This is a genomic window from Bacillus cereus group sp. MYBK139-1 (genome assembly GCF_051916915.1).
Classification (GTDB): domain Bacteria; phylum Bacillota; class Bacilli; order Bacillales; family Bacillaceae_G; genus Bacillus_A; species Bacillus_A pacificus.
Genome location: NZ_JBQAHO010000001.1, coordinates 1,078,185 through 1,092,109, shown reverse-complemented (window position 1 = coordinate 1,092,109; position 13,925 = coordinate 1,078,185). Strand labels below are relative to the sequence as shown.

Genomic DNA, 13,925 nt, shown 5'->3' with positions numbered 1-13,925 from the left:
AACGAATACAAATAAAAAGGATATTTAAATACAACGTTATATTGAAAGTTAGGAAGAAGGGGGACTTAAGATGTTATATAAGGATATATACTCATTTACTCCAACTGGAAAAATTGAAAATGATATAAAAGCTTTTCTATTAAAATACAATAAAGAAGTTACATATAAACATTCAATTCGAGTGGCAAATGAGTCTCGTAAAATTGCAGTTATGTATCATGTAAATGAAGAAAAGGCAGCAATTGCAGGATATTTACATGATATTAGTGCAATCTTTCCGAATGGAGATCGGATTGTAGTTGCTGAGCAATTCGGAATAGAGATATTACAAGAAGAGCGAGAGTTTCCAATGATTATTCATCAAAAATTGTCGAGAGTAATCGCAGAACAGATATTTAAAGTAACAGATGAAGAGATTTTAAATGCAATTTGTTGCCATACCACGTTGCGTAAACATGCAACGAAGATGGATTTAGTGTTATTTGTTGCTGATAAAATAGAATGGGATCAAAATGGGACACCACCATACTTAGTAGACGTAAAAAAGGGGATAGAAAAATCTTTAGAACATGCTGCATTTGCATATATTTCATTTTTGTGGGAAAGAAAAGAAACGTTGAAAGTTATACATCCTTGGCTAAAAGATGCATATAGGCAGTTAAAAGAAATTATAGAGTAGAAAAGGTATACGAATGCAATTAAAAGAATATATGAATCAAACATTTCCTGGGGTTACATTAGTACCACATATATACTTTCAGTGGGAAAATCATTTGCATTTTCATTTTGGGAAAGGGAAAGACCTATTTGTAGAAAGAACTGACGATGTAAATAGGGAATACTTCACTCAGCTTTATACATATAATAAATACTTGTTTGAAGATATATTTTCAAAAGAAGATGAAGTCTTTTTAATAACAAATGTTTATCGATTTAAAAAGGAAAATATGAAAAATTCGCAGAAAATAAATGTATACAATAAATTTATTAAAAAGATGGATTTAAATTTCCAAATAAAACAAGAAACGTTAGCTTTTCTATTTGAAGATGAAGACGCTGATTTATATTGTACATATCAATTTTCATTAAAATGCTTTACAGAAGATATTAAATATCAATCGCTTATTCAAGCTGCAAATCATGAAGAATTTCCGGATCTTTATCCTCGTTTTGGACGCAAAAAAGAAATTTCTTATCCAGATGTATTTCTTATAAATGTATCGAAAGATATTATCATGTTTATTTACGATGATAGAGGATGTGAAGTAATTGCAAAGAATAAAGAAACAATCCGAAATTTATATGAGAAATATAAAGAGTGGATTCCAGATTATGAACGAGAGAGTATAGATAAAGTATTTACATGATAACAATAGGGGAAGTGAAGCGTGTAATGAAACGTATTGCAATCGTAGCCGCATGGGAACCTGAACTTACGTATTTGCATCAATATTATCCAAGTGAACGCATTGAAAAAAGAGCAGCTTGGGAATTTCATTTTCATACTATAAATGATCTGGAAATTATTTCAGTTATAACTGGAGTTGGGAAAGTAAGCTGTGCAAGTTGTGTACAATTATTAATTAGTGAGTTTCAGCCAGATGAGTTGTTTATGACAGGAATATGTGGAAGTCTATCAAATAAGGTGAAAAATGGACATATTGTAGTAGCTCTTAATGCAATACAACACGATGTTACTGCTGCCGGTTCGGGGGAAGATGTTTTTAATTTATATAATGGTAGGACAGCACCTATTGAAACAACAAAGTCGCTTGTAAGAAGAATAAAAAAGATACGATCATATGATTCGATTCATTATGGTACATTTTTATCTGGAGATCAACGTATTCGTAGTTCAGAAATGAGATATTTACTCCATACTGTATATGGAGCATTAGCGGTTGATCAAGAAGTGGCAGCTTTTGCTTATGTGTGCCAAATCAATAACAAACCTTTTCTATGTTTAAAAGCTGCTTCAGATCAAGCGAATGATAAAACGAAAGAGGAACAAAAAATCTTTAAAACGTTAGCATGTGAACGAGCGTGTGAGCATTTAATTGCTTTTTTACGTGTATATGAGATTAATGTAGTAAATCATAGATAGTGAGAGGGGTTAATATTGGAAAGTACAAATAAAATAGCTATTTTGGGTGCAAACGGAAAAGCGGGGAAATTCCTTGTAAAAGAAGCGCTAGATAAGGGGTATCAAGTAAAAATATTAACAAGAAATTCTAATAATATCAAAATAACAAATGAAAATATAGAGATCATTAATGGAGATGCACGTGATTTTGCTTCAATACGCAAATTACTTAAAGGGTGTGGAGCTGTAATTAATGCAGTAGGTCAACCCAAAAATGAATCTTATATTTTTAGCACAGTAACGAAGCATATTTTAGAAGCAATGAAGGAGTTTGAAATAAAAAGATATATTGTAATTTCCGGAGGCTCTTTAAATGTTACAGGAGATCAAAAGGGAATTGTAAATAAAATAGGAGCTACCTTATTTAAAGTTTTTTTATCAAAAATGATGCAAGATAAATATAAAGAATTACAAATTATCCAAAGTAGTGAAGTAGATTGGACAATTGTTAGATTACCATTTGTTATAGAGGGAAATGGTATTGGACGTATAAATGAGAGTTTAGTAGATATGCCAGGAATCAAAATTCAAAATAGTGATATTGCACCATTTGTTATAAAACAAATTAATAGTGACAGATATGTAGGGAAGTGCCCGTTTATTTCAAATTAAATGGTAGGATTAAAAATTAAAGAATGATGGGTAGAGTGGAGCTAGTACATTTTATGTATTTGAATGTTAAGTTTAACACGAGTAAGTGGGGGTAATTTTATATGATTCAATACAAAAGGTGCAGTGAAGTAAGTATAGATTTAGTATATGAAGCTTTTAGAGATGGCTTTTCAGATTACATTATTAAAATGGAAGTTTCAAAGGAAGATTTTATAAAAAGATTTTTTGGAGCTGAAGGGAATTCACTAAAACATTCATTTGTTGCTTTAGACGGTAATAAATCTGTTGGCGTAATACTTGGCGGGATAAAGGATTATGAAAACATAAAAACAATGCGCTGCGGAACATTAGCAGTTCATCCCAATTACCGTGGTATTGGTGTGAGCCAAAAGTTATTTGAATTACATAAAGAAGAGGCGATTCAAAATGAGTGTAAGCAACTTTTCCTTGAAGTCATTGTAGGCAATGATCGAGCGATTCGTTTTTATAATAAATTAGGCTATGAAAAAGTATATGATCTATCTTATTATAATTTAAAAGATATGACTAAAATAATAACTAAAGACTGTAACGGAATTGAAGTAAAACAATTAGAATTTGCAGCTTTCAAAGTTGAAGTTCAAAAATGGTTATACTTCCATATAAATTGGCAAAATGATATGGATTATATTGAAAAAACAAATAATACATTTTATGGCGCATATGTCGATAATGATTTAAAAGGTTCAATATGTATGAATGAACAAGGTAAAATTAGTTTTTTTTTCGTAGACAAAGACTATAGAAATCGTGGTATTGGATCAAGATTATTACAAGTGGCAAGAGAAAACTTAAATGTGTCAAGTTTATCAATTGGGTTTCCAAACAACAATTTACTAGAAGGTTTTTTAAAGAAAACTGGATTCAAAAAGAATTCGTTAGCACAATATGAAATGTATGTATTACTGTAAAAAGCGAAAGAAGTTATTCTTTCGCTTTTTATTTTTGTACTATATTGATATTTTACTTTGTATAATATTCTTTTTTTATGTAGAATAGATAGGATGGGAGGGGATAAAATGAATAACGGATTAAAGCTTAAGATTGTTGAGTTGCATTGTTTCGTTCAAAAGACTTATTCTGATATGAAAATAGCATGTGATATTGCTATTTATCAAGAAAACACTTCTAAATATTTAGTTTCATTAGGATTTTTAAATAAATCATATATGACTTATATAGAAGCAAGAAGATTTTATCGTGAAAATGAAGAACTTGTAAGTGTAGAATTTGATAATTTTTTTGATACATATGATATATTAGAACAGGAATTAAAACTAGTTATTTCAACTGAAGATAAAAATCCTTCATTGTTACATAGCAGGTTTGATCAGTTTCAGCAGAAAGTTGAAAATATAAATGACCTAATAAAAGTATTGCAAAATGCTCGTTAATGAATGCTTTTTCTGTTTTATATAGAAATTATATATTAAAAACATATTAGGTATATTACATATTGAAGAGGTGACTTTTGTTGAATACAGAGGTCATCTTTTTACATTAGAAATAAATTGTATGAATTTTAGCAGTTTCATATTTTAAAAAATTATACGAGGAAAATAACATGAAAAATAAAAAAGAAATAGCTATAGTTACATTAACAACAGGATTCGCTTTAACAAGCATAGTACCATACGAGATAGGTTATGCGGAGGAAACGGATCAAATGCAAGTTGATATTCAAGAAGATTCGTTCCGTACAGGTGAACTTACAAAACCATCACAAAAAACGCCAGAGAACGTAGTGAAAGATGCACTTAAGGAAAAGACGGAACATGCTTTGTCACCAAAACAAGTGAGTGGAGACAAAGGGGTAGATTACGAAGTTGTTCAAAAACGTGGTTCTTATGATGGGACTACACTTGTTCGTATGCAACAAATATATGAAGGTAAAGAAGTATACGGACACCAATTGACTGCTCATGTAGATAAAAAGGGTATTATTAAAAGTGTTTCAGGGGAAAGTGCACAAAACTTAGAAAAAGAAGATTTAAAGAATCCTATTAATTTATCAAAAGAAGAAGCAAAACAATATATTTATACGAAGTACGGAAATGATATTCAATTTATTTCTGAGGCAGAAGTTAAGGAAGTTATTTTTGTTGATGAAAATCGTGGGCAAGCTACAAATGCATATCAAGTTACATTTGCAGCTGCCACACCAAACTATGTATCTGGAACTTATTTAGTGGATGCTCATAGTGGTGATATGTTGAAAAATATGGTGCAAGAGTCAGATTTAAAAGTAAATGAAGAGCGTGTTGAAGCTATTCAGGAGAGTAAAAAAAGTAATTTTAAATCATTAACCGGGACTGGAAAAGATGATTTAGGAATAAATCGTACATTTGGTATTTCTGAACAAAGTAACGGGAAGTATGCGCTTGCCGATTACACAAGAGGGCAAGGAATTGAAACGTACGATGTGAATTATAGAGATATTACTTTTGAAGATAAATATTATCCTGGTATATTAGCAACTAGCACATCAACAACATTTAATGACCCAAAAGCGGTAAGTGCTCATTTCTTAGCAACAAACATATATGATTTTTATAAAGACAAATATAAGCGTAATAGTTTTGATAATAAAGGGAAAAAAGTAGTTTCAGTTGTACATGCATGGGATTCTGGAGAAACAAATGATCCTAAAAATTGGGCAAATGCATTTAGCGCTAATATTAACAATGTTAGTATGCTTATATATGGTGATCCAATGGTTAGATCGTTTGACATAGCGGGGCATGAATTTACACATGCGGTTACATCTAGTGAATCTAATCTTGAATTTTTTGGAGAATCTGGGGCAATTAACGAGGCGTTATCTGATATTATGGGAACGGCTATTGAGAAATATATAAATAATGGGGAATTTAATTGGACAATAGGAGAACAAAGTGGATCAGTTCTCCGTAATATGAAAAATCCATCTTCAGTAAAATTCTTTAATGGAGTACCGTATCCAGATGATTATAGCAAATACAATGATTTAAATGGAGAAGATAATGAGGGCGTTCATTTCAACTCAAGTATTATTAATAAAGTTGCGTATTTAATTGCAAAAGGTGGCACTCATAACGATGTAACTGTAAATGGCATTGGTGAAGATAAAATGTTTGATATTTTCTATTATGCAAATACTGATGAATTGAATATGACATCTAATTTCACTGAATTAAGATTAGCGTGTCTTAAAGTTGCAACAAATAAATATGGGGCAAATTCCATTGAGGTTGAAGCCGTTCAAAAAGCATTTGATGCAGCGAAAATTAAAGGAACAGTGAAAGAAAACGAAAAAACTGAGGCAAACCAATTCCCAGAGTTAACAGTACCGCCAACAATTACACTACGTGTCGGTGATAAATTTGACCCAATGAGCAATGTAAAAGCTATTGATAAAGAAGATGGTGATTTAACAAATCGAGTAGAACATAAAGGTGATGTAGATACTTCTAAACCAGGAAAATACATTGTGGAATACTCTGTCGTTGATTCTCAAGGGGGCAATGCAGCGGCTACGCAGACAGTAATTGTAGAGGGGAATGAAGAAACATTAGATTTAAACCCTACATTAACAGTACCTACTGCAACGACGATACATATAGGCGATTCATTCGAACCTATGGCAAAAGTATTAGCTATTGATAAAGAAGATGGCGATCTTACTTCTAAAGTAAAAGTTAATGGTGAAATAAATACCTCTAAAGCTGGTACTTACGTATTAATGTATACAGTGACAGATTCTAAAGGACATGAAGTAACTGCAAAACAAACTGTAACGGTCAAAGTTAGAGAAGAAGTTAAAAATGAAATACCAATACTAAAAGTACCTGCTACAACTACAATTACTGAGGAAGATCAATTTGATCCAATGGTAGGAGTATTAGCTACTGATAAAGAGGACGGTGACCTTACTTCTAAAGTAGCGTATGAAGGAACTGTAGATACCTCTAAAGCTGGTACTTTTGACATAATATATAGTGTCAAAGATTCTGTAGGTAATGAGGTTCATACAATACAAAAAGTATTAGTGAAAGATAAAGACATTAGCAAAGCTAATAGCCTTACTAATAACAGTAATATCCCGAACAACAGTAATTCCGATAAAAAAGAATCTACATATAAAGAACTTCCAAACACGGGTGCAAGTACAACTAATAGTGCAACAATGGGCATATGGATGGTTATTACAGGTACCGTACTCGCATTGGTTCGCAAATTTAGAAAGATACAAAAATAATAGTAGGAATTATTTCTCACACAATAATTATTAGATGAATTTTTTACTTAATAAGATTTTAGTATTTAAGTGGTGTATTTTGCTTCTATAAAACTTTATGTTTGGACGCTATTTTTCCTACTGACCTACATTACATATAAAGCACGTTACTATTCTCATTCAAATAAAAGAATAGTAACGTGCTTTTTGATTTAAAAATAGCCTAAATTCAAAAGGTCATGAATGTGGAAGTAATTCTAATCTGCCATTGATAAGTTACTAAAAACACTTTGTTTTAATGAAAGTTTAACTCTATATGACAACATGAGATTTTCGGTATTTACCAGGTGTTTCATTAGTGAATTTTTTGAAAATTTTAGTAAAATAACTTTGATCGCTAAAATTAAGCGAAGCGCATATGTCTGATAAGGGATAGGTGGTAAAAGTTAATAATTTCTTTGCTTCTTCGACTCGTTCACGTTGAATGTACTCAATTAATGAAATACCGACCTCTTTTTTAAATAATATAGATAAATAATCTGAATTCACATTAGCAAATTTAGCAAGTTGTTTAACAGATATTGGATTGTAAATATTTTTAAAAATATAGTTTTTGCAAATAGCAATAGTCTGTGAATGTTGCTGTGTTTTTTGTGCCTTTACACGGTCTGCAAAGGTGCAAAAAGCATTTTTTAATAAATCCCAAACAGATTCTTTGTCTTTTAAATCTTCTGTTCTTTGAATATGTAAATCATAAATTTTGTAAGCAATCCCAGATGGGAGTCCCCCTTTTATCGCATATCTAGTTGCGAGCGTGATGGATGAAATACAAATGTTTTTATGACGTCTTAATTGATGGAATGAAGATAAAGATGAAAGAGTCTCTTGTTGGAATTCGTAATAATATTTGAGTACGGTTTCTTTATCCCCGTTTTCTATAGACCCAAGTAGTTGCTGCTCTATATATAAATTATGATAAATGGATTCATCTTTTTGCATTGAAATATATACATCTTCGTTTAAGATTCTGCTATGACTTATATGAAGTGAGTCACTGTTATTTGAAAAGGTACTTACATCTGAATTTTTTTTATAGAGAATGTTATAGAACAATATTGCTATATTTACAAAGAAATTTTGATCTTTGACTGACAATGAAAAATAATGGTCTCTTGTTCTTTTATAATTCGGAATAAAATTAAGGTTACTATCCGCTTTACTTGTAGAAAAATTTACATGTGCCAAGGGCCCAATAATAACAGTACCGTTCACCATATAATCGCTCTTTATGTGAATTAAAATGAAGTGCCCTAAATGTTCGTGAGTTCTGAAGATGGGGGAATTATATGTATCATTTCTCTGAAAAAGCACATGTAACTGTTCTATTTTTGATGTATACAACGAATTCGAATCATTTTTTGATGTGAATTCTAAAAGAATATTTTTGTTACAATCTAAAAAACAAACTGGGATTTCAAAAGATTGGAAAAACATATTGCAAATGTACTCTATCTCAACTAGACTGAGCTTTTTAGTCATATTCTTCCTCCTTACAGTTATGCGTAATAGTTAAATAAGCATATATTCCTTTTTTCATAAGTAGAAGCGGAAAACCTTTATTAATAAAAAATATAAATAAAAGTTATAAACTTCTAAGAATAATACCATAATTTAACATAGATAGCACATATTATTTGAATATACAGGTAATAGTTTTAGACAGTAGGGTAAAATATGAATCGTCACACTTATTTGTTGGTTATTACTTATATGTATCAAAAAAGGATTAAGATTGGATTTTAAATAGGGATAGGAAGGGAGAAATGAATGGATTCACAGTAAGTGATTAGTCGAAATTAGCAGTGAAAGCTATTATGTAACAATGTAATGATTCTTGAAGTAGAGATATAATTTGTAATTCAGAGGAGAAAATTACATATATCATGCGGAGAGACAACGTAATAATAGAAGATAAGAAAAGTGAATAAGTGATTGTAAACAATGGATTGTTGGACGACTATGTTTTATGTTATGCGTTTAAATCTAATACTTGGCACACTATTGCTTGTAAGAAGGTAATAGTAATAAAGAGATTTTTAAAATGATAGAAGTAGTAAAGGGGATAAGAGAAATGAAAAAAATATCTAGTATTCTTTTAGTCTTTTTTTTAGTGTTTTCTACATGGACAAATGTATTAGTAAAGGCAGACTCACCAACCAAAGGTACTTTAACGATTCATAAGTATGAGCAAGAAAAAGGTGGAGAACAGGGACTAGAAGGTAATGGTTCTGCAAATCAAGAAGTGCCAAAAGATGCGAAACCATTAAAAGGTGTAACGTTTGAAGTGAAAAGGGTTGCTTCGTTTGAAAAAATTTCAAACGATGGGAAAATCGTAAAAGAAGACGTGCAACCTGTAATGGGAGCTACTCCAAATCAAGTAGTAACAGATGATAATGGACAAGCTGTATTAAAAGATCTTCCGCTAGGACGTTATGAAGTGAAAGAAGTGGCAGGACCTCCACATGTTAACCTAAATCCCAATACGTATACAGTGGATATTCCATTAACGAATAAAGAGGGTAAGGTGCTAAACTATGATGTTCATATGTATCCAAAAAATGAGATTAAACGTGGTGCAGTGGATTTAGTAAAAACTGGTGTAAATGAAAAAGCATTAGCAGGTGCAGTATTCTCTTTATTTAAAAAAGATGGTACAGAAGTGAAAAAAGAGTTAGTAACAGATGCTAATGGTCATATTCGCGTGCAAGGATTGGAGTATGGTGAATACTATTTCCAAGAAACAAAAGCTCCGAAAGGGTATGTAATAGATCCGACTAAACGCGAGTTTTTTATAAAGACCTCCGGAACTATTAACGAAGATGGAACAATTACTTCTGGTACAGTAGTTATAGTAAAAGTGCAAAACTATGAAGAACCAAATATTGATAAAAAGATTAACGGTTTTTTGGAAGCGTTACCAATTAATCCGTTAACTAATTACAATTATGATATCAAAACATTAATTCCAGAAGACATTAAAGAATACAAAAAATATGTAGTAACAGATACTTTGGACAATCGTTTAATGATTCAAGGAAAACCAGTCGTGAAAATTGATGGAGCGGAAGTAAATGCAAGCATTGTAGAGGTAGCTGTAGAAGGGCAAAAAGTAACAGCTACAGTAAAAGATTTCACAAAGTTAGATAGTAAAAAAGAATTTCATTTACAAATTAAATCACAAGTAAAAGAAGGAGTACTATCTGGTTCGGAAATTTTAAATACAGCAAAAATTGATTTTATAAATAAAAATGATGTAATTGGAGAAAAGGAATCTAAACCTGTAGTTATTGTTCCGACAACTGGAATTATTGAGTTAACAAAAGTTGATGGTGCTGATAAGAAGAAATTAAAAGGTGCAGAGTTTGTACTTAAAGATAAAAATGGAAAAATAGTTGTTGTGGCAGGTAAAGAAGTCACAGGTGTATCAGATGAAAATGGTGTTATTAAATGGACTAACATTCCGTATGGGGACTATCAAATTTTTGAAACGAAAGCACCAACTTATACAAAAGAAGATGGTACAACAGCTTCATATCAATTATTAAAGGACCCTATTGATGTAAAGATTAGTGAAAATAATCAAACGGTTAAATTATCGATAGAAAATAATAAAAGTGGATGGATTCTTCCAGTAACGGGTGGTATCGGAACGACTCTTTTTACTGTACTAGGCCTTGCGTTAATGGTTACAGCGGCATTTGTTTTCTTTAGAAAAAAGTTTGCTAATAATTAAGGTTTAGGAACATGTAACCAAGTGATGTGAAAAGGGGAGAAGCAAAATGCTTTCCTCTTTTTAATATTTTAGTATATACAGAGGTGGAAATATGAAACGAAATCTTGTTTTGGGGGGTATTTTTTTATTTGGATTAGGTATTTTTTTATATCCTACTATTAGTAATTGGTTGGCGACCCGTGCACATTATTCTGAGATTAGCTCTTACGATAAGAAGATTAAAGCATTACAAAAGAAAGAAGTCGAACGTAGGGAAAAAGAAGCCGCCGAATATAATAAACAAGTTCAAACTTCTGCGAAAACATTTACAGATCCATTTTCTGAAAAAAAAAGTAATCATCAAGCGTATGCTGATGCGTTAAATTTAGGAGATGTAATAGGGTATATTGAAATATCGAAAATTAATATAAAACTGCCAATCTATCAAGGGACCTCTGAGGAAGTATTGAGCCGCGGGATAGGTCATTTAGATTTTTCTTCGCTCCCGGTAGGTGGAGAAAATACCCACACTATTTTAACAGGGCATCGTGGTTTACCATCAGCAAAATTATTTACAGATTTAGATAAGTTGAGTGAAGGAGATCTTTTTTATATTCATTCTTTAGACAAAGTTCTTGCTTATAAAGTAGATCAAATTAAAGTAGTGTTACCACATGAAACGGACGATCTACAAATTGTAGAAAATAAAGATTATACAACTTTAATTACGTGTACGCCTTATGGAGTAAACACCAATAGATTGCTAGTTCGAGGTGAGCGCGTGGAGTTAAACGAGAAAGAAAAACAAAAAGTGAGTACAGAGATATTTATATTTAATAAGTGGACTGTAATAGTTACAATCCTATTGTTATGTGTGCTTCTAGTCGTAATTTATAAGAAAAAGTTAATTCGATAGAATGTATTTATCCTGCATTAATGGGAAGTGGGACCGGAAATTCAAAGATAAGTAAAGACGGTATATAGGGGATGAAGTAAATCATCATTAATAAAAATTCATTTTATTCGACTATAAAAAAATACGGTAAAGGTGGGAACAAAGGAATTGAGGCTACGATTAAAGCTGGTAAGTATTCATTTTATTGTTTTGTTAATGTTAAGTGTAAGTTTTGTCGTATATGTACCAAAAGAAGCATATGGATCCACGACTAACTTAGAAGGTCTAGGAGATATATCGCGTTATAATGCTGTTGTCTTTGGTAACCATAAAGCAATAGGTGGCGACATTGAAGGAGCAATTGCAGTTCAAGGTGATATGGATGCATCGGGGTATACGATTGTAGGTGCAGCAGCAGGAACATCTAATATAGTAGGTGAAAAATGGGTTGATGAGGGATATCCGTCCTTGTTATTGTCTGGAAAACTAAAAAAATCAAGAGAAGAGTCTTTTATCATTCAAAACGGAATAGTCGTAATGACAAAAGAGAGTGATCCAGATCGCATCATACAATCTTCTTATGATCGTATCGTTTATAAAGAAAAACTAGAAATTGACGCGAAATTTAATGAATTTCGCAATATAGTGAACCAAGTTAGTAAAAATGCAGGTCAATATAAAACGAATACCCCAATTCCAAATATGAGTCATGGAATTGGAAAAGATATAAACAATCCTAATATTTATGTTTCATCAGAATTGACAGGGAAAATCAGTGTAGATATAAGAGATGTATTTTTGCCCAATGCTAAGGATAAAGATTTTATTGTAATGTATTCAGATGCAATAGAGGTTACATTTAAAAATGGGTCTATTCTATATGACACGAACAATATTGGAAAGGCTACAGATATAGTTCCTACATCACAACCATATTCGCCTAATTCCCCGTTTACGGAGCTATATGGGAAAATGATTTGGGTTTTTCCAAATGCGAAAAAAATTACAACAGAGGGATATGGTGTCGTTGGGAGTGTGTTTGCTCCCAATGCTGTATTAGAAACAAAAGGCGGTTCGATTAATGGACAAGCATTTGTCGGTGCGGTACAACAAACTGGTGGATTTGAATTTCACAATTTTAAATTTAACTGGCAACATTGGAACAAGCCTAGTACAGGAAAAGTGAAAATAAAAAAGGTTGATAGTAATAATGATAATAAAAAATTGGTGGGAGCAAAGTTTAAAATTGAAGATTTAAATGAGAAAATAGTTGGAGAACTAGTAACAAATGAAGAAGGAGAAGTGATATCAAAAGACTTACCAATAGGAAACTATACCTTAGTGGAAGTAGAAGCGCCTAAAGGTTATGAATTATTAAAGGATAAAATAACTGTAAAAATAGAAAAAGATGCAGTGGTAGAAATTAAAATAGGAAATAAGAAATTGCCCGATCCAATGGGGAAAATGAAGCTTGTGAAAGTAGACATAAGTGATAAAAATAAAAAACTAGCAGGAGCAAAGTTTAAAATTGAAGATTTAAATGGGAAAATAGTTGGAGAACTAGTAACAAATGAAGAAGGAGAAGTAATATCAAAAGACTTACCAATAGGAAACTATACCTTAGTGGAAGTAGAAGCACCAAAAGGCTATGAATTAGTAAAAGATAAAATAACTGTAAAAATAGAAAAAGATGCAGTAGCAGAAATTAAAATAGAAAATAAGAAATTGCCAGATCCGACTGGGCAATTTGAAATTGAAAAAGTTGATGATAAGGATAGTGAATTAAAGCTAAAAGGCGCTGTATTTCAAGTGTTAGATAAAGAAGGGAAAGAAGTTAGTAGATTAATAACGAATGAAAAAGGAAAGGTAATTTCCAACCAATTAGCAATTGGAAAGTATACGATTAAAGAAATAAAAGCACCGAACGGATACATGTTACTTAGGGATCCAATAGAAATAGAAATTACAGAAGCAGTAAAGACACAAAAAATAACAGTGAAAAATGCGAAGAATAATTGGGTAATTCCTAATACTGGTGGGAGCGGAACAACAATTTTTTACGTGATTGGTATTATGCTAATGCTTTGTATGCTATATTTCCGTAAGAAAAATCGTATATTATGAACTAATTTTATAGAGTTAGACAGATCGTTACGTTAGAGAGTTTTTAGGGCATGAGTCCTGTATTGTACTGGACTCATGTTACTAAATTTGTTGAAGGAGGAAGGATAATAGTAAACATAGAATA

General features: G+C 31.5%; 11 protein-coding genes. 10 read left to right on the top strand and 1 reads right to left on the bottom strand.

The window, feature by feature from the left end; genetic code table 11:
- Positions 1–70: 70 nt before the first annotated feature.
- From yqeK to ACTFRS_RS05555, 7 genes are all read left to right on the top strand, one after another.
- The gene (yqeK, locus tag ACTFRS_RS05585) at positions 71–679 is read left to right on the top strand and encodes a bis(5'-nucleosyl)-tetraphosphatase (symmetrical) YqeK (protein WP_139869077.1); all 609 of its coding nucleotides are present in this window, start codon (positions 71–73) and stop codon (positions 677–679) included.
- 13 nt (positions 680–692) lie between these two features.
- The gene (locus ACTFRS_RS05580; protein WP_439194703.1) at positions 693–1,367 is read left to right on the top strand and encodes a DUF3885 domain-containing protein; all 675 of its coding nucleotides are present in this window, start codon (positions 693–695) and stop codon (positions 1,365–1,367) included.
- Entirely contained in the window at positions 1,367–2,104 is a 738-nt protein-coding gene (gene mtnN, locus ACTFRS_RS05575; RefSeq protein WP_242294264.1) for a 5'-methylthioadenosine/S-adenosylhomocysteine nucleosidase, read from the top strand. Before ACTFRS_RS05580 ends, mtnN begins: the two co-directional genes overlap by 1 nt.
- A gap of 15 nt (positions 2,105–2,119) precedes the next feature.
- Positions 2,120–2,755, top strand: coding sequence for an SDR family oxidoreductase (locus ACTFRS_RS05570; RefSeq protein WP_098922383.1), 636 nt, complete (start codon positions 2,120–2,122; stop codon positions 2,753–2,755).
- Between the two features lie 101 nt (positions 2,756–2,856).
- Entirely contained in the window at positions 2,857–3,705 is an 849-nt protein-coding gene (locus tag ACTFRS_RS05565) for a GNAT family N-acetyltransferase (protein WP_242294249.1), read from the top strand.
- Between the two features lie 108 nt (positions 3,706–3,813).
- Positions 3,814–4,188, top strand: a complete 375-nt coding sequence (locus tag ACTFRS_RS05560) for a hypothetical protein (RefSeq protein WP_049114040.1) — start codon at positions 3,814–3,816, stop codon at positions 4,186–4,188.
- Positions 4,189–4,358: 170 nt separating this feature from the next.
- The gene (locus tag ACTFRS_RS05555; protein WP_139869074.1) at positions 4,359–7,031 is read left to right on the top strand and encodes a M4 family metallopeptidase; all 2,673 of its coding nucleotides are present in this window, start codon (positions 4,359–4,361) and stop codon (positions 7,029–7,031) included.
- A 291-nt stretch (positions 7,032–7,322) separates the two neighbouring features.
- Here ACTFRS_RS05555 and ACTFRS_RS05550 read toward each other — a convergent pair whose 3' ends face one another.
- On the bottom strand, positions 7,323–8,549 hold the full coding sequence (locus tag ACTFRS_RS05550) for an AraC family transcriptional regulator (protein ID WP_139869073.1): 1,227 nt from the start codon (positions 8,547–8,549) through the stop codon (positions 7,323–7,325).
- Between the two features lie 592 nt (positions 8,550–9,141).
- Between ACTFRS_RS05550 and ACTFRS_RS05545 the strand changes: the two genes are divergently transcribed.
- The 3 genes from ACTFRS_RS05545 (at position 9,142) to ACTFRS_RS05535 (ending at position 13,801) form a co-directional block, all read left to right on the top strand.
- Complete coding sequence (locus tag ACTFRS_RS05545) at positions 9,142–10,803, top strand: SpaA isopeptide-forming pilin-related protein (RefSeq protein ID WP_440023999.1); 1,662 nt, start codon at positions 9,142–9,144, stop codon at positions 10,801–10,803.
- A 91-nt stretch (positions 10,804–10,894) separates the two neighbouring features.
- Positions 10,895–11,698 carry a class C sortase gene (locus ACTFRS_RS05540; protein WP_139869071.1) on the top strand — a complete coding sequence of 268 codons (804 nt, stop codon included), beginning with the start codon at positions 10,895–10,897 and terminating at the stop codon, positions 11,696–11,698.
- 147 nt (positions 11,699–11,845) lie between these two features.
- On the top strand, positions 11,846–13,801 hold the full coding sequence (locus ACTFRS_RS05535; protein WP_440024001.1) for a SpaA isopeptide-forming pilin-related protein: 1,956 nt from the start codon (positions 11,846–11,848) through the stop codon (positions 13,799–13,801).
- The last annotated feature ends 124 nt before the right edge of the window (positions 13,802–13,925 follow it).

What these genes read in the sequence shown, in the direction of transcription:
- yqeK (WP_139869077.1), top strand. Translation starts at nt 71, where the DNA reads ATGTTATATAAGGATATATACTCATTTACTCCAACTGGAAAAATTGAA.
- ACTFRS_RS05540 (WP_139869071.1), top strand. Translation starts at nt 10,895, where the DNA reads ATGAAACGAAATCTTGTTTTGGGGGGTATTTTTTTATTTGGATTAGGT.
- ACTFRS_RS05550 (WP_139869073.1), bottom strand. Translation starts at nt 8,549, where the DNA reads ATGACTAAAAAGCTCAGTCTAGTTGAGATAGAGTACATTTGCAATATG.
- ACTFRS_RS05545 (WP_440023999.1), top strand. Translation starts at nt 9,142, where the DNA reads ATGAAAAAAATATCTAGTATTCTTTTAGTCTTTTTTTTAGTGTTTTCT.
- ACTFRS_RS05580 (WP_439194703.1), top strand. Translation starts at nt 693, where the DNA reads ATGCAATTAAAAGAATATATGAATCAAACATTTCCTGGGGTTACATTA.
- ACTFRS_RS05555 (WP_139869074.1), top strand. Translation starts at nt 4,359, where the DNA reads ATGAAAAATAAAAAAGAAATAGCTATAGTTACATTAACAACAGGATTC.
- ACTFRS_RS05560 (WP_049114040.1), top strand. Translation starts at nt 3,814, where the DNA reads ATGAATAACGGATTAAAGCTTAAGATTGTTGAGTTGCATTGTTTCGTT.
- ACTFRS_RS05565 (WP_242294249.1), top strand. Translation starts at nt 2,857, where the DNA reads ATGATTCAATACAAAAGGTGCAGTGAAGTAAGTATAGATTTAGTATAT.